Annotated in this window: 19 protein-coding genes and 1 riboswitch; of the genes, 1 reads left to right on the top strand and 18 read right to left on the bottom strand. The window is 38.2% G+C overall.

What is annotated here, in order from left to right; genetic code table 11:
• Window positions 1-7: 7 nt before the first annotated feature.
• The 6 genes from purB to GMD78_RS08695 all read right to left on the bottom strand — a co-directional run bounded on the left by purB (window position 8) and on the right by GMD78_RS08695 (window position 6308).
• Window positions 8-1303 carry an adenylosuccinate lyase gene (purB, locus tag GMD78_RS08670; protein WP_155668434.1) on the bottom strand — a complete coding sequence of 432 codons (1296 nt, stop codon included), beginning with the start codon at window positions 1301-1303 and terminating at the stop codon, window positions 8-10.
• Window positions 1303-2421 (bottom strand): 5-(carboxyamino)imidazole ribonucleotide synthase, encoded by a 1119-nt coding sequence (gene purK / locus GMD78_RS08675; protein ID WP_155668435.1) that lies wholly within the window; start codon window positions 2419-2421, stop codon window positions 1303-1305. Before purK ends, purB begins: the two co-directional genes overlap by 1 nt.
• Window positions 2408-2899: a 5-(carboxyamino)imidazole ribonucleotide mutase gene (gene purE, locus GMD78_RS08680; protein ID WP_155668518.1), complete on the bottom strand. Its 492-nt coding sequence runs from the start codon at window positions 2897-2899 to the stop codon at window positions 2408-2410. Before purE ends, purK begins: the two co-directional genes overlap by 14 nt.
• A gap of 291 nt (window positions 2900-3190) precedes the next feature.
• Window positions 3191-3291: riboswitch (purine riboswitch) on the bottom strand.
• An 89-nt stretch (window positions 3292-3380) separates the two neighbouring features.
• Window positions 3381-4286, bottom strand: a complete 906-nt coding sequence (locus tag GMD78_RS08685) for an SDR family oxidoreductase (RefSeq protein ID WP_155668436.1) — start codon at window positions 4284-4286, stop codon at window positions 3381-3383.
• Window positions 4287-4360: 74 nt separating this feature from the next.
• Complete coding sequence (locus tag GMD78_RS08690; protein ID WP_155668437.1) at window positions 4361-5527, bottom strand: MFS transporter; 1167 nt, start codon at window positions 5525-5527, stop codon at window positions 4361-4363.
• A 154-nt stretch (window positions 5528-5681) separates the two neighbouring features.
• Window positions 5682-6308, bottom strand: a complete 627-nt coding sequence (locus GMD78_RS08695) for a DUF2179 domain-containing protein (protein ID WP_155668438.1) — start codon at window positions 6306-6308, stop codon at window positions 5682-5684.
• Between the two features lie 153 nt (window positions 6309-6461).
• On the opposite strand from GMD78_RS08695, the gene GMD78_RS08700 reads away from it, so the two are divergent.
• On the top strand, window positions 6462-6896 hold the full coding sequence (locus GMD78_RS08700) for an Hsp20/alpha crystallin family protein (RefSeq protein WP_343042207.1): 435 nt from the start codon (window positions 6462-6464) through the stop codon (window positions 6894-6896).
• A 68-nt stretch (window positions 6897-6964) separates the two neighbouring features.
• Here the strand turns inward: GMD78_RS08700 and GMD78_RS08705 are convergent, their stop codons facing one another.
• From GMD78_RS08705 to GMD78_RS08760, 12 genes are all read right to left on the bottom strand, one after another.
• Complete coding sequence (locus GMD78_RS08705; RefSeq protein ID WP_155668439.1) at window positions 6965-7642, bottom strand: MOSC domain-containing protein; 678 nt, start codon at window positions 7640-7642, stop codon at window positions 6965-6967.
• Window positions 7643-8633: 991 nt separating this feature from the next.
• Window positions 8634-10133 carry an acyl-CoA synthetase gene (locus GMD78_RS08710; RefSeq protein WP_155668440.1) on the bottom strand — a complete coding sequence of 500 codons (1500 nt, stop codon included), beginning with the start codon at window positions 10131-10133 and terminating at the stop codon, window positions 8634-8636.
• Window positions 10134-10301: 168 nt separating this feature from the next.
• Window positions 10302-11045 (bottom strand): 3-oxoacyl-ACP reductase FabG, encoded by a 744-nt coding sequence (fabG, locus tag GMD78_RS08715; protein WP_155668441.1) that lies wholly within the window; start codon window positions 11043-11045, stop codon window positions 10302-10304.
• A gap of 30 nt (window positions 11046-11075) precedes the next feature.
• Window positions 11076-11984 (bottom strand): intracellular short-chain-length polyhydroxyalkanoate depolymerase, encoded by a 909-nt coding sequence (phaZ, locus tag GMD78_RS08720; protein ID WP_155668520.1) that lies wholly within the window; start codon window positions 11982-11984, stop codon window positions 11076-11078.
• A gap of 28 nt (window positions 11985-12012) precedes the next feature.
• Window positions 12013-13023: a 3-oxoacyl-ACP synthase gene (locus GMD78_RS08725; RefSeq protein WP_155668442.1), complete on the bottom strand. Its 1011-nt coding sequence runs from the start codon at window positions 13021-13023 to the stop codon at window positions 12013-12015.
• A 12-nt stretch (window positions 13024-13035) separates the two neighbouring features.
• Window positions 13036-14034: a branched-chain amino acid ABC transporter permease gene (locus GMD78_RS08730; RefSeq protein ID WP_155668443.1), complete on the bottom strand. Its 999-nt coding sequence runs from the start codon at window positions 14032-14034 to the stop codon at window positions 13036-13038.
• A 7-nt stretch (window positions 14035-14041) separates the two neighbouring features.
• On the bottom strand, window positions 14042-14902 hold the full coding sequence (locus tag GMD78_RS08735; RefSeq protein ID WP_155668444.1) for a branched-chain amino acid ABC transporter permease: 861 nt from the start codon (window positions 14900-14902) through the stop codon (window positions 14042-14044).
• Between the two features lie 18 nt (window positions 14903-14920).
• Window positions 14921-15631 (bottom strand): ABC transporter ATP-binding protein, encoded by a 711-nt coding sequence (locus tag GMD78_RS08740; RefSeq protein ID WP_155668445.1) that lies wholly within the window; start codon window positions 15629-15631, stop codon window positions 14921-14923.
• Window positions 15612-16382: an ABC transporter ATP-binding protein gene (locus GMD78_RS08745; protein ID WP_155668446.1), complete on the bottom strand. Its 771-nt coding sequence runs from the start codon at window positions 16380-16382 to the stop codon at window positions 15612-15614. The genes GMD78_RS08740 and GMD78_RS08745 overlap by 20 nt, the downstream gene beginning before the upstream one ends.
• A gap of 83 nt (window positions 16383-16465) precedes the next feature.
• Window positions 16466-17668: a substrate-binding domain-containing protein gene (locus tag GMD78_RS08750; protein ID WP_155668447.1), complete on the bottom strand. Its 1203-nt coding sequence runs from the start codon at window positions 17666-17668 to the stop codon at window positions 16466-16468.
• Window positions 17669-17749: 81 nt separating this feature from the next.
• Window positions 17750-18748: a 3-oxoacyl-ACP synthase gene (locus GMD78_RS08755; RefSeq protein WP_155668448.1), complete on the bottom strand. Its 999-nt coding sequence runs from the start codon at window positions 18746-18748 to the stop codon at window positions 17750-17752.
• Window positions 18745-19158, bottom strand: a complete 414-nt coding sequence (locus tag GMD78_RS08760; protein WP_155668449.1) for a MaoC family dehydratase — start codon at window positions 19156-19158, stop codon at window positions 18745-18747. The genes GMD78_RS08755 and GMD78_RS08760 overlap by 4 nt, the downstream gene beginning before the upstream one ends.
• Between the last annotated feature and the right edge of the window lie 2 nt (window positions 19159-19160).

A 19160-nucleotide genomic window follows, 5' to 3' on the forward strand; every position in this document is an offset into this window, starting at 1 on the left:
AGTCACCTCAGCTTAAGCCAATGCGTTCAAAAATGGCATCAACATTTTTTAGATGGTAGGTATAATCAAAACAATTTTCAATTTCATCTTCTGATAATAACGAAGTAATCTGTTCATCAGCTCTTACAAGCTCTCTAAAATGTGTTTCTGTTTCCCATGCTTCCATCGCTTTCGGCTGTACAATATCATAAGCAGCTTCGCGAGCCATTCCTTTGTCAATTAAAGCTAATAGCACACGCTGCGAGAAAATAACACCATGTGTTTTATCAATGTTTCGCTTCATATTTTCTGGGAATACCGTTAAATTCTTAACAATATTTCCGAACCGATTCAACATATAATTAAGTGCAATCGTAGCATCTGGTAAAATAACACGTTCTGCTGAAGAATGAGAGATATCGCGTTCATGCCATAAGGAGACATTTTCATAAGCAGTTACCATATGTCCACGAATCACCCTAGCCATTCCAGTCATATTTTCTGAACCAATCGGATTTCGTTTATGTGGCATTGCAGAAGAACCTTTTTGACCTTTCGCAAAAAACTCTTCCACCTCACGAGTTTCCGTTTTTTGCAATCCACGAATTTCCGTAGCCATTTTTTCAATTGAAGTTGCAATCAAAGCTAACGTTGAGATGTACGCCGCATGACGATCACGTTGTAATGTTTGTGTAGATACTGGTGCTGGGGATAACCCCAATTCTTCACAAACATATTGTTCCACAAAAGGATCGATGTTCGCATACGTACCAACAGCACCAGAGAGTTTTCCGAACTCAATATTTTCAGCAGCAAGCTCAAATCGTTCGACATTCCGTTTCATTTCTTCATACCATAAAGCTAATTTCAAGCCAAAAGTTGTTGGTTCTGCATGAACTCCATGTGTTCTTCCCATCATCACCGTATGTTTATGTTCGATTGCTTTATTTTTTAAGATCTCAATGAAGTTATGCAAGTCTTTACGAATAATTTCATTCGCTTGTTTTAATAAGTACGATAATGCCGTATCTACAACGTCCGTGGAAGTTAATCCGTAATGCACCCACTTCCGTTCTTCGCCAAGTGTTTCGGATACAGCACGAGTAAATGCAACCACATCATGTCTTGTTTGTTGTTCTATTTCATAAATACGATTGATATCAAACGATGCATTTTCTCTTAGCCTTTTCACATCTTCTTTAGGGATTATGCCAAGTTCACTCCATGCTTCACAGGCCAAAATTTCTACCTCTAACCATGCTTTAAATTTATTTTCCTCTGTCCAAATCGATCCCATTTCTTCTCTGGTGTAGCGTTCAATCATTATTTTGCCTCCTCAAACTGTCTAATCTGTTCTTCAATTGTTTCGCCAATAAAGGTAATATGCCCCATTTTACGTTTTGGTTTCGCCTCACCTTTTCCATATAAATGAACAAATCCATTCGAATGCTGTGCCATCGCTTGCAATGTTGGTACAACACCTTCCCCTAGGATATTAATCATTTTTGCCGGTTTTAATAATTCTACTTTCATTAGTGGTAACCCACATACTGCTCGAATATGCTGAGCAAATTGAGAAATATTACATGCTTCAATGGTGTAGTGACCAGAATTATGTGGGCGTGGTGCCATTTCATTAATATAGATCTGTTCACCAGCAACAAACATTTCAATCGCGAATGTTCCTACCACGTTCATTTTATTTGCTATTAAAGCTGTCGCTTCTTTTGCTTGTTTCTGTACGTAATCAGATACGTTTGCAGGAACCGTTGTTTGATATAGAATGTGATCTCTATGTTCATTTTCTGCAACTGGGAAAAATTCTATCGCTCCTGATTGAGATCTTGTAAAAATAACGGAAATTTCTTTATCAAATGATACCCATTCCTCGATAATGCAATGTCTGTAAGTTTCAGCAAAATCAATTGCTGCCTGACGATCAGCATCCGTAGCTAATTTTAATTGTCCCTTTCCGTCATATCCGCCACGACATGTCTTGATGACAGCAGGATACGATAATTCTTGTAAAGCTGTTTCACATTCCAACCCATTATTTACAATCCGAAAATCCGGTATCGGTAAGTCTAACTCTTTCATCAGATTCTTTTCTTCTTCTCGGTTTTGTGTTACTTGTAACGCATACGCACCCTGTGGTAGTTTTCCATGTTGTTCAATGTATGTTGCTGCATGTAAATCAACGTTTTCAAATTCATACGTAATGACATCACTAATATCAGTTAATTCCTTTATCGCATCCAGATCATCATATGCTGCAACTATCTGCTGATCCGAAACCTGTGCTGTTGGGCAATTAGGGGTTGGATCAAGTACAGCTACGTTATAACCCATATATTTTGCGGCAATTGCCATCATACGACCTAACTGACCACCGCCGATAATTCCAATTGTTTGTTGTGGAAGAATGATGTTATTTGTTTGCAAGTTCTTCCCTCATTTCTGTTACTTTTTGTTGCATGGTTTCACGATACGTATCTAGTTTTGCTGCTACATAGCTATCAAAAGCACCAATCATTTCAGCAGCTAAAAGACCCGCATTTGTTGCTCCTGCTTTTCCGATCGCTACTGTCGCAGTTGGTACTCCGCCTGGCATCTGAACGATTGAAAGAAGGGAGTCCATCCCATTTAGTGCCTTACTTTGAACAGGAACACCAATTACCGGTAACGTTGTTTGCGACGCTACCATCCCCGGTAGGTGTGCTGCACCACCTGCACCAGCAATAATTATTTTGAGACCGCGTTCACGAGCTGTTTTAGCATAATCAAACATCTGATCTGGTGTACGATGTGCAGAAATAACATCCTTTTCATAAGGAATTTGTAGCTCATCAAGAACGGCACATGTATGCTGCATTGTTTCCCAATCTGAAATACTCCCCATGATGACACCTACTGTAGCCATTTCATCTCCTCTTTCCATATTAAATTCGGTTTTTTAGAAAACTTGGCTATTGCCCAAACTTTTGTTGAAAGAATGTTTATGCTTTCTTATCTGCCTAGTAAATTCACAACAAATCTATCTATCTTGTAGGATCAAATTAAAAAAGTCTACTCGTCTCCCTCAATACCTGAGAGAAGATGAATAGACTAATTCAAATCATTCATAAACTTGGCTTACATCAAGCCTTCGTTCACTTGGCAGAATGGAAAATCCCAACTTTCCCATCTGACTAGAAACAGATCATTGCTTACACAATGACTCATCTTCCCCCATAGTCCAGCATTTACGGTGCCGGGTAGAGACTTCATTGGCCATATCCCAAGAAATATATGAGGTTCCGTATTCAATTCTCGGTTTAAGCATACCAAATAGCTTATAGAAATGTCAATAAAACATCGAACGTTTTCACGGAATTTTATATTAATGTTCGGATTCTACTTAACTATGAACTGACCATCTGTCCACCATTCACATGTATTACTTGACCAGATACGTATGAAGAATCACTAGAAGTAAGGTAAACATATGCTGGTGCTAATTCATACGGTTGACCAGCTCGCTTCATCGGAACACCTTTTCCAAACTCTTCACTAATATATTCTGCCGAAAAACTCGCTGGGATCAATGGAGTCCAAATTGGACCAGGTGCTACTGAATTCACACGAATCCCATCCTCAATTAAGTTTTGTGAGAGAGCACGTGTAAAGCCAACAATCGCACCTTTTGTAGCAGTATAGTCAATTAGCTGTTCATTTCCTTCATAGGTAACAATCGATGACGTGTTGATGATGGAGTCACCTTTCTGTAGATAAGGAAGTGCTGCTTTAGTCATATAAAAATACGAATAAATATTGGTTTGAAACGTAGCATCCCATTGTTCAAATGATATGTCCAGCAAACTTTTTTGAACAAATTGTACTGCATGATTATTCACTAATATATTGAGCTTTCCAAAATGTTTAATCGTTTGGTCAACTACATACTGACAATGATTTCGGTCTCTTAAATCACCGACAATTAACAAACATCTACGACCTAGTTCTTCAATCCTTCGCTTGGTTCGAAATGCATCCTCATTTTCATATTCATAATAATAAGGAATCACAACATCGGCACCTTCTTTAGCAAAAGCTATCGATACCGCAGCCCCAATTCCACTATCTCCACCCGTAACAATTGCTACTTTGTCTTTTAGTTTATCTGATCCTGTATAATTAGGGTCCTCAATGATAGGTCTTGGTACCATTAATGATTCAATTCCTGGTTGTTGTGGTTGCTGCTGTGGTGGAAACTCCCTATATATATGGTTAGAGCGCATCGTATTACCTTTCATCCCTTTATAATACATTACATACCCTCCTAAAATTCAGTTTGGTAGTAATGTATTCCACGATATAGGCAATGGTTCATTTCGTCCCGTCATTAACTTACCGTACGTATTTTTGTTTTTTCCCTATATGCATACACTCTGTAAACAATCAAGGCAACAAACGATAACATGATTCCAGCAACATAAGGTAAACCTATTGCGATCGCAAATAACCAGCCACCGATTGGGGGTCCAGCAATTCTTCCTAGGGAATCAAAGGAGGATAATAATCCAGTAATACTACCATGACCAACTGTTGACCTTTTTGTTAATAGAGCAGAAACACTTGGACGAATCACACCATTTCCAACCCCAAAAACTGTTAAGAATATTGCCGCTGTTGTAAAGCTATCTACAAATAGAATTAGACCAAAACCTACCGCTGATATGATAATCCCAATTTGAATAACAAAACCTTCTCCAAACGCTTTTGTCATTTTACCAACTAATCCACCTTGTACAATAGCTCCCGCTAAGCCCATAATCATAAAAATATAGCCTAACTCCTTTGTACCTAAACCAGCTTTATCAGCTGCAAAATAAGCAAAGGTTGCTTCTAAACCAGATAATGATAATGATATAAATAATTGCAAGAAAAACAACATAGAAATTGGTCCAGATAATATTTTTCCTATCGGTGCTTTTTTCCTAGATTGTATGCCACTATTCGGTAAAGATTCTTGTAAAAGAAAGACCACTAAGAAAAAGGTTAATAAGGAAGATATTCCAGCTATGTAGAAAGGCATCGTTAAGCTTGTCTCTGAAAAAACACCGCCAATTGCAGGTCCAAAAATAAAACCTAAGCCAACCGATGCTCCAATAATCCCCATCCCTTTTCCTCGATCTTCCTCGGATGTGATATCTGCTACATAAGCCATAACGGTTGGCATATTAGCTGATGACAAAAAGCCACCAATAATACGAGCAGCAAAAAGCATCCAAAGCTGTGAAGAAAATGCTAATAAGAAAAAGGATAAAGAAAGACCTGCAATCCCTATCAACATTACAGGTTTTCGACCAATCCGATCAGATATTCTTCCCCACATTGGTGCAAAAACCAGTTGCATTAACGAATAGGTTGCCATTAACAATCCTAATTCAAATGGAGATGCTCCCATTTCTTCTGCATAAAAAGGAAGTACAGGAATTATGATCCCGAAGCCAACCATGACTAAAAACATTACGATAAATAAAGTGGGTAGCGCTTTTTTTAATTTCATTCTTTATTACATCCTTTTTTTACTTCTTCAAACAAAAGCCTTAATTACCATAATATGAATTGATCTTTTCACATAAAAATTAGAGATATCAATTCATTTTTGTTGAATTGGTACCTCTACATCATAACTCACTATTCGCGAATTTTACAGGATATTATTGTGGTGGTTTTGAACTTGGATGATTCCTTTGTGTGTTCCCTGGTGGATTGGCTTGTTTGTCCGCTACTGGTTTCTTTTTCGGATTTAACAAACGTCCTTTTCGAACTTGTTTCACCCAGAATCCGCCATGTATCTGCTTGGGTTCATACGAAATAATGAAAGCTTTCGGGTCAATTGTTTTGATTTCCTCATACAAACGTAATTCATATTTACGAGGTGTTAAAATTTGCATAGATAAACGGTCTCCATCCATTCCATAGGCCGACCAACTCGTTACACCGTAGCCCTTCTCTCTTAGTCTGCGTGTGAAATTCAAGTCAGGATTACCTGAAATCACATTTACCGTTATATAGCCAAGTGCAAGTTTTTCCTCAATAATGGAACCAACGATCACACCTATTCCATATCCAAGAGCATATGCAACAACATTTTGAATTTCATTTAGGTTATCCAATACCAAACCCAGACCAACAACATACACAACAATTTCAAACATACCTACGAATCCAGCGATATAACGCTTCCCTTTTAACGTTAATATCATACGAATGGTCAGAAAGGATACGTAAACAACATTTATTACAAATATGATCGCAACCATCACAAAAGCATTACTTAACAAACATAAAACCCCCTATTAACGTGTGCATCTAGAATACCGTATTCTGCAAATAGATTAAAGTAATTATTTCCTCATTTTTTCTAGGCTATCACCTATTTTACATACCATGCATAAAATGCAAGTATCTATCCAACTAGAGTGAGGTGTTTTCGCGTGGATCCATTCCAACAAATGAACGAATGGAAAAGTAATATGGATCAATTTTTTGGTGAAAAATTTTGGGATCAGTTTGAAGGTATCATTAAACCTAATATTCCCCAAGTTAATATTTATCAAACAGATCATGAAATTTTATGCATCGTAAATGTCCCGGGACTTGAGGATTTAGACAAAATAGATATTTATGTAGATTATGCAACATTAGAGCTAAGAGGTGTTATCGATATCGGACACGGTGGTGGTATAGTTGTTAAAGAGGAAATATTACAGGGTGCTTTTGAACGAACAATTTCCTTACCTTTTCCAGTCCGTTCCGATAAAATAAAGGCAACGTATAGACATGGGCTCGTATTTATTCAACTCCACAAGCTAATTTCTGAATCAAGTCGTAAGAATAGAGTAAATGTACGACTTTTAGAGGATGAATAAGCGAATCATGCCACCTATACAATGTATAGGTGGCTAACTATTGACTAATGGACGTTTTGAAATTCACTTCATCTAGTAGCTTGTTGTTTTAACCGTTTCATTAATGACTGTTTCCAGCTTTCAGCAAGTAAATCACAGGCTACTAATTTTTCCGTCAAGGTAACATCATCCTTATGAACATACATAATTTCATTACATGTTGAAATGGTCCACTGCGGAAAAGGACGATCCAATAATTCTAAATCGGCTCCAGAATTAACATGACCTTCCTGTAACACTCGGAAATACCATCCTGTCCTACCGGTTTGTTGAATTCTTAAGGCAAAGTCAATTACGTTAATTCTTCGTCCGGGCTTCCAGCAAGGCTTCCTTGGCTGGGAAACTTGAATGACCGTATCACCTAATTTATACGTATCTCCAACACAAACCGATGATTCATCCATATGTAAAACAGCAAAATTTTCACCGTTTGCACCAATGTCAATGGAATCCGTATCTAAGTCCTGTTTCCAATAATCATAGTGGCTAATCGGATAGCAAAAAACTGCTTTTTCTGGCCCACCATGGTTCTTCTTATCAGCAACCTCATCTCCATGTAAGCCGGTCTTACTTAGCCAAACACCGCCCTCGATTTCTTGTTTAAACATTCCACTCTCCCACGGCTTATCCGTTGAAACAGTTGAATGAGGGTCTCCTACTTGTTTTACTTTACCCGTTAGAATTCTTTGCACTTGGGGTTTTTCCATTATGCCACCCACTTTCCAACATTTACTCTCTTTTTATTTTAGCATATAAGTAATATCTTTTTTATGCTATATACGTGGTACCTATGTTTTTTACCATAAAAGCTTGCACTCAAAAGTATAAGGATTCTAAAAAAGCAAAGAACGCTTTTCAAGAATCCCTTTAACAAAAAACAAGTTATCTAATCGAAAAAAAAAAGTAAATGGAGTTGAGACAAAAGAATTTTAATCAAGGAAAATCGGATCTATGAATCAATATTCTTTAATTATAATTGGAATTAGTTCAGATTTTTCAATTGGTCCATTTTCGTATACTTTGTTGGTTATTTTACATAAACTGCGAAGTAACTAATGCTATGAAAAAAATGGTTGAAAACTAGAAAAGAAATATACGTTAGGAACGGCGCTCCGAAAATACACTTCGCTTTCCGCGGGCGGCTGGTAAGCCTCCTCGTGCTACGCACTGTGGGGTCTTACCGATGCCTTTCCTCCCGCAGGAGTCTCCGTGTATTTTCTTCGCTGGTATTATGCTCTACAATCCATATTGTATCTGTAAATATAATAACGTGGGATGCTCTTTTTAGTCTAGTGATTGAAGCGGAGGGCAGTCGACTCCTGCGGGAACAGCACGTGTCTGAAGACCCCACTCTGATGCGCCTGCGTCTTCTAGCATTGCTTCGAAGCATAGTTCCTCGGTGCAAGGGCAAAGAAGCATCTTCAAGATGTTCCCTGACTGAAGCCGCGCCCGCGGCAAAGTAGACACTGTGAAAGTGACTGCAAGGAGATTGAACAGATGTCGCCCTTGTGCTGGAAGTGAAAGCGACTTCCCGAAGCGTAAATCACGTTGCTGTTACTTGTTCCTCTCTTGCGTGTTTACTGGGCAATAAGTTACTGCGCTTTTTACATCAATTATGAATGTATATTAAATCGGTAAAAAATAACACTCTAAATCCTTACACGTAATCATTCATTGTGAGCGTATTAGTTATTTAAGTTATTTCCCAGCCACATCCTCCATCGTTCTTTTCTTTAGCAATGCTTTGTTTATTTTACCAACATGCGTTTTTGGTAATTCATTTAGAAAGTAAAACTGTTTAGGGATTTTATAGCGAGTTAATTTTTGTTCACAATACGCCCGCAATTCATCTTGTGCCAGATTATTTTTAACAACTACAAAGGCTGTTACAACCTCTCCCCATTTATCATCAGGAAGCCCAATAACGGCAGCTTCCATAATGCCCTCATGGGATTCTAGCCAATGCTCAATTTCTAGTGGATAGACATTTTCTCCGCCTGTGATGATCATATCCTTCTTCCTTCCGACAATATAAACATAACCATCGTCATCTTGTTTAGCTAAATCTCCCGTATGAATCCAGCCATCAATAATGGTTTCCTTCGTCTCTATTGGTTTATTCCAATAAAACTCAAAGGAATGATAGCCCCGAAGTAATAACTCGCCTACCTCATTTGGCCCCGCTTTTGCCCCATCGTCTTTAACTATTTTTATATCATTAAACAACATTGGTTTTCCAACTGACCCCAGTTTCTCTTTCGTATCTGAAGGTTCTATGAAGAAATTATTTGGACCTGCCTCGGTTAGTCCATACCCTTCTTTAAAGGCAATCCCCTTTTTCTGAAAGGCATCGTATATTTTATGTGGACATGGAGCACCACCTGACACAAACACCTTCATATCTGGAAAGGTAGCTTCTCGGAATTGACGAGTTTGAATAATCATGTGATACATTGTCGGAACAAATAATACAACGGTACATCGATATCTGATTAAATCTTTTACAGCCTTTTCAGCTTGAAAGGAAGAAGATATAACTACCTTTCCACCAACTAATAATAATGGAAGGGTGTATACATTTAACCCGCCTGTGTGAAACATTGGTAGACACGTTAACGTAACATCCTCTTCATTCAAATTCCAGCTAGTAATTGTATTAAGTGCATTCCATAATATCGAACGATGAGAAAGAACTACCCCCTTGGGTCTTCCGGTAGTCCCACCTGTATAGATCATTGCTAGTGGATCTGTTTCCAGAATTTCTGTTTGAAATGATTGAGGTTCTGCTAATAAATTATCTACATACTTATTACTTTTTATATCTAGCAAAATCATATCATCATTTGAGTTACCGATTTTTTCACGAAAAGTTGGATCAACTCCAATAAGCTTTGGCTGACAGTCAGTAATAACATATTCTAATTCATTCTCTGATAAGCGCCAATTTAACGGAACGAATATAGCACCAGTTTTCATACAAGCAAAAATAAAATCAAGATAACTAATATGGTTAGGTGCTAAAATAGCCACCCGATCTCCTTTTTGGATCCCATTTGCTAATAAATAGTTAGCTAGAATAACAGCTCGATGATGTAGTCGTTCATATGACCATGATTCATGTGTTTCGGCATCTATAATCGCTTCTCGAGTTGGTGATATTTTCACACGGGATTCCAACCAATCAATATTTGCATGCATCGCTACCCCTCCTACAACTACGAAATCAGTCAAGATTATCTGATTAATAGCTTAATATGATAGAGTTACAGTTGGGTTACAGGAAGGGATATTGGGCCGTTTATTGCGTTAAATTCATGATAGACAAAAACGCTTAAACACGATAACGTATTTAAGCGCCTCCTCCTATTACATCATGATCCCACCATCTACATGCAACACATGTCCGTTAACATAATTCGCTTCATCAGATGATAGGAATAGATATGCATTTGCTATATCCTCCGGTCGCCCTAAGCGTTGCATTGGAATTTGAGCCTTCATTTGCTCAATTACTTTATCAGGTACTGCCGCTACCATACCGGTTTCAGTAAATCCTGGTGCAACTGCATTCACATTAATTCCTTTACGCGCAAGCTCTTTGGCCCATGATTTCGTCATCCCTATGATCCCTGCTTTTGCTGCTGCATAATTCGTTTGCCCGACATTTCCATATGTCCCGGTTACAGAAGAGGTACTAACAATTTTTCCCTTCCCTTGAGCAACCATAGAAGGCAGAACTGCTTGGGTGCAATTAAATACACCAGTTAGATTTACATCGATTACCTGTTGGAATTGTTCATTCGTCATTTTTGAAAGCATCGCATCCCTAGTGATTCCAGCGTTATTAATTAATATATCAACCTTTCCGAATTCCTCTATTACCTTTCCTACCATTGCATCAACACTTTCTCTATCCGCCACATTCACTTGAAAAAAGGTACATGCTAAGCCCTCTCGTTGAAGCTCCTGCTCACTCTGCTTTCCGTTTATTTCATCAAAATCTGCTATAGCTACCTTTGCACCTTCTTGAGCAAACGTACGAGCAGCTTGTAAACCTATCCCATTTGCAGCACCTGTAATGATTGCAACTTTATCTTGTAATCTATTCAACTAAAAAACTCCCTTTCCCTTCCCGTAAAATTAGCTTGCACTTTTAATTTCAGCGAAAAAATCCTCCATAACCTGTAGTAATTGATCCAAATCATCGACTAATGGTGAATGTCCGCATCCTTTTAATTCTTTGTAAACTGCTTGATCTCCAAAGTCTTCTCGCAATTCCTCTGTCATTTGCTTCGTCACAACGATGTCATTTTCACCCCAAGCAATCAAAACAGGGATATCTATTAATTTCACTTTGTCTTCCCCTTCTGTCAGTCCATTATGCACATCACTAATATTAAAGACATTTAACGCTTGGTAGCATTCTGCAAGATTGCGCTGTGTTGTCATATCCTCTAAATACTTTTGATAACGGTCTGGGTCCGGCTGGTTCGATTGATAAATTAACATATCCCAGACCTGCTTAAGCAAATCGTAATTCTTTGTGTCGTATGCCTCTTGAATCATGTTTCGTTTACCGTCCTTCATCATGTCATCCAAGGTTGCAAGGCGATTCGTTATGTCTGGCATTCCATCTGGACCTGTAGCATAATACGCATAACCACGAGATGAACCCGATGCAAGTAAAAATAATCGATTGCAATGACCAGGATAATCTGCACAAAACTGCTGACAAACAGTCCCTCCTAACGACCAACCTACTAAGGCAAAATCTTGTAATCCTAATTCATCAACCCAAAGCTTGACGTCATCTGCAAAGTCTTTGATAGCTGTAATTGGTTGATGATAGCTAGACTCCCCAAAACCACGTAGATCAATCGCATAAACCTTGTACGATTCACTTACGTTTTCCATTACTAAATCCCAATGTACCGAAGATGTCATATTCCCATGTACTAACACAACAACAGCTTCTCCACCTTCACGCTCCCGATAAGCAATTTCTTCTCCATTCGGTAAACCTACTTTTTTCAAATGAATAGCTCCCATTTTCATCATTCTCCTTAGATACTTGAAATTAGCTTCCCCATTTCACTACATTTGCTCCCCAGGCATAGCCAATACCTGCAGAGACTAATACAACTACATCCCCTCGCTTAAGCTTCCCTTGCTGTTCTGCTAGTTCTAAGGATAGAATTTGGTCAATCTGCCCAATATGCCCGTATTCTTCTAGATAAATAGATTTAGAAGCATCTACTCCCAATTTCTCCAATACATAATGATGTGCGGAACGCTTCATGTGCAGCATGGCAATATAATCAATATCTGTTTTGGTGTATCCACTTTTTTGCAAAGCCTGTTCTATACAAGTAATAAAGTTTTTCATTGACTTTTGTTCTAGACGTTCCTTCATTCCAGAAGGGTCCTGCACATCCAATTGATACATTCCAGCATCTAGGTTTTCTTTTGAAATTGGATTCTTGGTGCCACCAGTCGTTACGACAACATCTTCCGAAAAGGATCCATCTGTCATTAGATGGGATTCTAGTAATTGGTTTTCTGTACGACCCTTCTGTAACAGAATTGCACCGCCCCCAGCGCCTAGATTATACATAAAGCGAGTACGTGGATTTTTATAATTGATAAAGTCGACATTTCGATAACCACCTGCTAATAAAACCGTATTAATCGCAGGGTCTTGAAGCATCATATCCTTTGCAACCTTCATCGCCATAATCGTTGTCCCACAACGTAATGCTGTATCAAATGCCCAAGCATTCACTGCTCCAATATCGTGCTGCAGCTTAATTCCCGCTGTCCATAGTGGATATTCCTTATGTTCTTCACCAATGTACATCACGAGATCTATTTCTTTCGGATCCATCCTGGCTTTCTTAATTGTTTCTTTCGCTGCTCTTGTACCCATTTCTACCGTATGGTCATTCTTGCCTGGTATAGGCTTTTCCTTTATTCCCATCTTTTTTTCGACGACATCCAAGGGAATTCCTGCTTGGGTAGCTATTTCCTTAGAAGTCATTCGCTGTTTAGGTAGATAGATTCCCGTACTGACAATTCCTACTGTATTCATTTTTCCACCTCTTTAGCTTACCTTTGACTTGTTATCCTTTAGCCCTTTGGTAACCGTTCGTCCAAACAACTTAGCTTGAATGGTTCCGACAATACCTAGTGGGAAGAATATTACAACTAATATATATACCGTGCCGTATAAAATAATCCAACGTTCAAATATCCAATGAACATCCGATAGTCCGGATAACCAATGATGAGCAAATTCAACTAAACCTGCACCTATTATCGGTCCAATTAATGTTCCAACTCCCCCAATAATCGTCATCAGCAATACATCAATTGTCAGATCTGTTGCGAACACACTTGTATTTACAAAGCGAAGTGAAATGATATATAACACGCCTGCAAAGCTAGCAATTACACCAGAAACAACACTGGCAATTACTTTATAATGTAATACTGTATATCCAAGTGATTCTGTCCGTTGTTCATTTTCTCGTATCGACATCAGTACTTTTCCAAATGGGGACTTAGTAAGACGTCTAAGCCCAAAGAATATAAAAATCAATGACACTAAACAAAGGAAGTATTGACTCTGTGAATCACGTATAAGTTCTGGAAGCCTAAAAGTAAATCCATCATTTCCTCCTGACAAGGACCGCCACTTTTCTGCCGCCACCAAAAACAACCCTGCTAGCGCCAATGTCAGCATCGCATAAAAGTGACTCTTTAATCGCAGTGTTAATATTCCTACAATAAAGCTAACAATCGCAGCAATAACCAAAGCGAGCACAACACCTAAAAGTAATGCTGGAATCGTTGAATCAAAACGGTCCAATGAAATAGCAGTTGAATAAGCTCCAATGCCAAAAAACATGACGTGTCCAAACGAAATGATCCCTGTGAAGCCTAGTAATAAATCATAGCTCATAGCAAATATCCCAAAAATAAAGATCTGAATAAGAATAAATTGCATACTTCGTCCCGTAACAATAAACGGAACAATAAATAATAACAGAGCAATTGCTATATAGATCCAAGTACTTCTCTCGATACTACGTAGATTCATAAGAAACTCACCCCTTTACCCTAAACAATCCTTGTGGTCTAAATATAAGTACCGTTGCCATCAATAGCATATTTACAGCAAGCGAAAGTGCAGGAAAATAATATGCCATGAAAGCCTGAGCTAGCCCAACTAATAATGCTGCAAATAGTGATCCTGTAAAGCTCCCCATTCCACCGATAACAACCACAATAAAAGCTAAGATCGAAAACTCTAATCCCATTTCGGCATAAATTACTCCAGAGTAGGGCGCGTGAAGCATACCACTCAGAGCAGCCATTGCAGCACCTACCATGAAAACTAGCATAAATACAAATCGTATATTAATACCTAAAGATTGAATCATTTCTTTGTCTATAACACCTGCACGAACGATTAAACCAATTCTTGTTCGTTTTAAGATAAAGAATATAAGGAAAAAAACAAGGAATCCTAGCACGATTATAAATAAACGATATTTTATGATAACGATATCTCCAACCATAAAACTACCTTGTAACCACCCAGGAGGAAACACTGCTTTTTGATCTGGTCCAAATACAACTTTAATTAACTCCTGTAAAACGAGCATAAATCCTAAGGTGATTAATATTTGTTGGATATGATTCCCATACACAGGTCTTACAATTAGTTTTTCCGTTATTAGACCAAGGAGTAAACCAGTTATGATGGAAACCATAATTGCAAGCAAGAAACTGTCACTCATTTGGTAGAACCATACCCCTGTATAAGCTCCCCAGATGAATAATCCCCCATGAGCAAAGTTTAATACATCCATTAAACCAAAAATCAGGGTTAAACCTGCTGCCAGAAGAAATATCAACATACCTGTAGCAAGCCCATTTATTAGCAAACTAAATACTAAGTCCATTTCGGCATATCCTCCTTTCTACGAGATTCCTAAGTATTTCTTCATTAAAACCTTATCTTCTTTCAATTCTCCCATTTGTCCATCATGAACCGTTTGACCGTCATCAATAATATAAAATTGATCCCCTATTCGACTTGCCATTAAGAAATTCTGTTCAACTAATAAAATCGTGGTCCTTTCTTTCATCTGTTGGATAGATTCCATCACTTTTTCTACAATGATCGGAGCTAATCCCTTACTCGGTTCATCGATTAGTAATAATTCGTTTTCATTTACATATGCTCTAGCGATAGCGAGCATTTGCTTTTGACCACCACTCAATTGTCCGCCAGGCTTATTCCAAAACTTTTTCAAATCCGGAAATAGCTCCAGTGCCCATTCCATTCGTTTTGTTGTTACTTGATCTTCTTTCTTCATCGCTACTCTAATGTTTTCTCCAACAGTTAAATCTCCAAATATCCCTTGGTCCTCTGGTACATAGCCAATTCCACGATTAGCAATCATATGAGGCTTCAAGCTGCTAATCTCCTGTTCTTTAAAGGTAATCGAACCTTTGGATGCAGGGTTTAATCCCATAACCGTGCGTAATGTTGTTGTTTTACCAGCACCATTTCTCCCTAGTAAGACCGTGACTTCTCCTTTAGGGACTTCAAATGTAATGTCATACAAGATATGAAATTGTCCGATATATGCCTCTACTTGTTGTAACTTAAGTAAGTTGCTTTTCATCATACATTCCCCCCAGATAAGCAGATTGAACCGTTTCATTTTGCACAATTTCTTCTGGTTTCCCTTTAGCTAGTAATTCTCCATGAAATAGTACAAGTACTTCATCTGACAAATCCATAATCATATCCATTTTGTGTTCAATAAGTACAATCGTACGATCATCTTCTTGCTTCAGTTGTTTAATGACATCAATAATTGCTGGCACTTCCTCTAATGACATTCCAGCAGTAGGCTCATCTAATAGTAATAATTCCGTTTCTAAAGCAAGTAACATGGCTATTTCTAATTTTCTTTTTTCTCCATGTGCTAGATTGACAGCTTTCGAATCTGCTTTTTCCAGTAAAAAGACTTTTTCTAAAATCTCATACGACTTTTGTTCAAATTGTTTAAAGTGACGAAAATGCGCAATCATGTTGTAGCGCACCTTCTTCTGTGACTGGACAGCTAATCGAACATTCTCTAATACGGTTAAATTCGGGAATACATTTGTAATTTGAAAAGACCTTCCAATACCTAAACGCGTTCGTTCCGTGGTTGATAATTTCGTAATCTCTTCCTCTTTATAAAATATCGAGCCTTTTGTGGGTGATAACTGACCACTTAACAGATTAAAAAACGTTGTTTTTCCAGCTCCATTTGGACCAATAATAGAGGTGAACTTTTTACTTGGTATAGTTATCGATACCGAATCAACCGCAACATGCCCACCAAAGGAAATAGATAAATCTTCCGTCTGTATGATTGCCTCCATCATTTTCCTCCTTCAATGCATTTCGTCCATTTGTGAACAAACCCTTACCAAAAAAGGTAAGGGTTGTGTTCTTTAAAATTACCTTACTGATTCATAATTGGTGGTGCTGTTTCTTCAGCTGTCAGTACCCGTTTCAATACCGGAACAGGATAATCAAACTCATCACTTTCTTCTAATGTGACAGAATACATTTCCTGCAATGCCTGATGATCTTCTTCTCGGAAAGTCATCGTACCTTTTGGTGTATCAAAGCTCATTCCTTCCATTGCTTCAATCATGACATCACCAGTTGTATCTCCATCGGTTTTTTCTATTGCCGCAACAACTGCAAGAGCTGCACTCATCCCACCAGCGGTGAATAGATCTGGAACTTCTCCATCATGTTTCTTCTTATGCTCTTCGATTAGCCAATCATTCACTTCATTATCAGGTAATGTGTGGTAATAAAGGGTAAAGCCTTCCATACCTACAAGCGGTGCCATCGATGGTAGTGTTGCAATATCTGCAACTCCTGTTGTTACCTTAATACCTTGTTCCTGTACTTTCATATCAACAATTTGATTCCAAGGTGTATTTGCTCCTGCCCAAACAACAAATAAATAATCTGGTTCTGCCTCAATAATTTTTTGGATATTAGCAGTGAAGTCAGTAGCAGCTTGGTCTGCATACTCCTCATGAACTAAAACCGCACCTAAATCTTCTGCAGCTTCAATAAACGCCTTCGCACCATCATGCCCAAATGAGTAATCAGGTGCTAATGTTGCGATCTTAACCCCTTCTTTAGCAACTGCCGCTGCCGCCGCTGCTGCATCTTGTGATGAATTTCTTGCTGTTCTAAAAACATAATCATTGTATTCTGATCCAGTGATACTATCTGCAGCTGCTGGCTCCACAATCATTACTTTTTCATATTCCTCAGCCAAAGGCGTAACAGCAAGTGTATCTCCCGAACTAGATGAACCTACAAGTATGTCTACTTCTTTATCCTCTAAAAGACTCAATGCCTTTTGGCGTGCTACCGTAGGATCTGTTTCTGTATCCTCAAAGTAGTATTCAATTTTCTTACCAGCGACCTCCATCGTTCCGTCTGTTGCATACTCCATCCCTAGTTCAAATCCTCTTTGTGTCTGTAACCCATAGCTTTCTAGAGCACCAGTTTGTGATAATAAAACACCAACTTTTATGGAATCATCTGAATCACCTGATGCTCCCTCATCTCCACACGCAGCTAACAATCCAATACATAAAATAGCTACCATAAACATGAAAACACGATTTAGCTTCATTAAACGCTTCCCCCTTAAATTGATAAAGATTTAATTGCTGTTAGCATAATGAATACTAGTTACAAGATAGTTACAAACCCTTTAACCAAACCACCGTATTGCAGTTGCAGCCCACGTATAACCAGTTCCTGCTGAAACGATAACAGCCACGTCTCCTTTTTGAAGTAAACCTCTTTCTTCAGCAAAATATAGTCCATAACATGGATCTAAGGCTGACATATGCCCATGATGTGTTAAATAAATAGCTTGATTTTCCTCAAGACCAACAGTATCTAAAATTTCTCTAAACATGGATTTTTTTGTGTGAAGTGGTAGAAGTACTTTCAATTCTGTGAGGGGCACACCACTTTTTTCTAATGATTGCTCGATGACTTTAACAAAGTTGGGGATTGATACAGGATCTAGGCGCTCTTTCATACTCTTTGGATCTGGTACATCAATATATTGCATGTTTTTTTCAACAACTTCTTTACTTACTGGATGTACAGAACCTCCACCTGGAGCAAGTACATCTTTACTAAACGAACCGTCCGTTATAATAGATGAAGAAAGAATTTCACTTTTGGTTGCATCTTTTGTAACTAATACAGCAGCTCCACCATCTGCAAAATTAAACATGAAACGTGAGCGTGGATTATCATGATTAATTATTTGCGACTCCTTTGAACCTCCGACTAATAAAATATTATTAAGATCCTTATCAGATGAAAGCATATCCTTTGCTACCTTTACCGCTAAAGGAAAACAGGAGCTCACATTCATCATTTCAAACGAATAAGCATTTGTAGTTTTAAGCTCGTATTGAATTTTTGATGATGCTGTCCACACTTGATAATCTTTATATGGACTACCAAAGTAAATTACAACATCTATTTGTTTCGGATCAACTTTTTCTAATATCTTTCTTCCCGCAGCAATAGCTAAATCTGAAGCATGCATCTCTTTATTCGTGATTCGCTTTTCCACTAACCCAAATTTTTCTTTAATGATTTGTTCTGGGATACCTGTTTTTTCAGCTAACTGTGCTGCTGTCTCTTTCTGTTCTGGTTCAAAAATACTCGTTAATTCTATTCCAATCATCGTTCTGGATCCTCCTTAGGTAGTTTCATGACACCTTCTCCATCCAGAACAATATCTCCATGTTGCTTGGCACAAGTAGTCTGTAAGGTTATTAATCTATTATTCTCGTTGATTTGCACCACCTCAGCATGAGCTGTAATCGTATCCCCAATAAAAACCGGCTTTGTAAAATGTAGTGTTTGGGATATATAAACAGATCCTGGTCCTGGTAAAAGCATGCCTAGCAGTCTAGATAGAAAACTTGCGGTTAGTAAGCCATGACTTATGCGTTCTCCAAAAAATGTCTGTGTAGCATATTCCTTATCTACATGAATTGGATTATAATCACCACTTAACCCCGCAAACATTACGAAATCAGTTTCAGTTATTGTCCTTGAGAAGTGAGCAGATTGCCCAATTGTAAATTGCATGT

Origin of the sequence: Ornithinibacillus caprae (genome assembly GCF_009728145.1) — a bacterium.
GTDB lineage: Bacteria > Bacillota > Bacilli > Bacillales > Amphibacillaceae > Ornithinibacillus > Ornithinibacillus caprae.

Excerpts from the sequence above, each read along its gene's own strand:
- GMD78_RS08760 (WP_155668449.1), bottom strand. The coding sequence starts at position 19,158 with ATGCAATTTACAATTGGGCAATCTGCTCACTTCTCAAGGACAATAACT.
- GMD78_RS08685 (WP_155668436.1), bottom strand. The coding sequence starts at position 4,286 with ATGTATTATAAAGGGATGAAAGGTAATACGATGCGCTCTAACCATATA.
- GMD78_RS08705 (WP_155668439.1), bottom strand. The coding sequence starts at position 7,642 with ATGGAAAAACCCCAAGTGCAAAGAATTCTAACGGGTAAAGTAAAACAA.
- GMD78_RS08750 (WP_155668447.1), bottom strand. The coding sequence starts at position 17,668 with ATGAAGCTAAATCGTGTTTTCATGTTTATGGTAGCTATTTTATGTATT.
- phaZ (WP_155668520.1), bottom strand. The coding sequence starts at position 11,984 with ATGGGAGCTATTCATTTGAAAAAAGTAGGTTTACCGAATGGAGAAGAA.
- purE (WP_155668518.1), bottom strand. The coding sequence starts at position 2,899 with ATGGCTACAGTAGGTGTCATCATGGGGAGTATTTCAGATTGGGAAACA.
- GMD78_RS08690 (WP_155668437.1), bottom strand. The coding sequence starts at position 5,527 with ATGAAATTAAAAAAAGCGCTACCCACTTTATTTATCGTAATGTTTTTA.
- GMD78_RS08735 (WP_155668444.1), bottom strand. The coding sequence starts at position 14,902 with ATGGACTTAGTATTTAGTTTGCTAATAAATGGGCTTGCTACAGGTATG.
- GMD78_RS08730 (WP_155668443.1), bottom strand. The coding sequence starts at position 14,034 with ATGAATCTACGTAGTATCGAGAGAAGTACTTGGATCTATATAGCAATT.
- GMD78_RS08745 (WP_155668446.1), bottom strand. The coding sequence starts at position 16,382 with ATGGAGGCAATCATACAGACGGAAGATTTATCTATTTCCTTTGGTGGG.
- GMD78_RS08725 (WP_155668442.1), bottom strand. The coding sequence starts at position 13,023 with ATGAATACAGTAGGAATTGTCAGTACGGGAATCTATCTACCTAAACAG.
- GMD78_RS08755 (WP_155668448.1), bottom strand. The coding sequence starts at position 18,748 with ATGATTGGAATAGAATTAACGAGTATTTTTGAACCAGAACAGAAAGAG.
- GMD78_RS08740 (WP_155668445.1), bottom strand. The coding sequence starts at position 15,631 with ATGAAAAGCAACTTACTTAAGTTACAACAAGTAGAGGCATATATCGGA.
- GMD78_RS08710 (WP_155668440.1), bottom strand. The coding sequence starts at position 10,133 with ATGCATGCAAATATTGATTGGTTGGAATCCCGTGTGAAAATATCACCA.
- purB (WP_155668434.1), bottom strand. The coding sequence starts at position 1,303 with ATGATTGAACGCTACACCAGAGAAGAAATGGGATCGATTTGGACAGAG.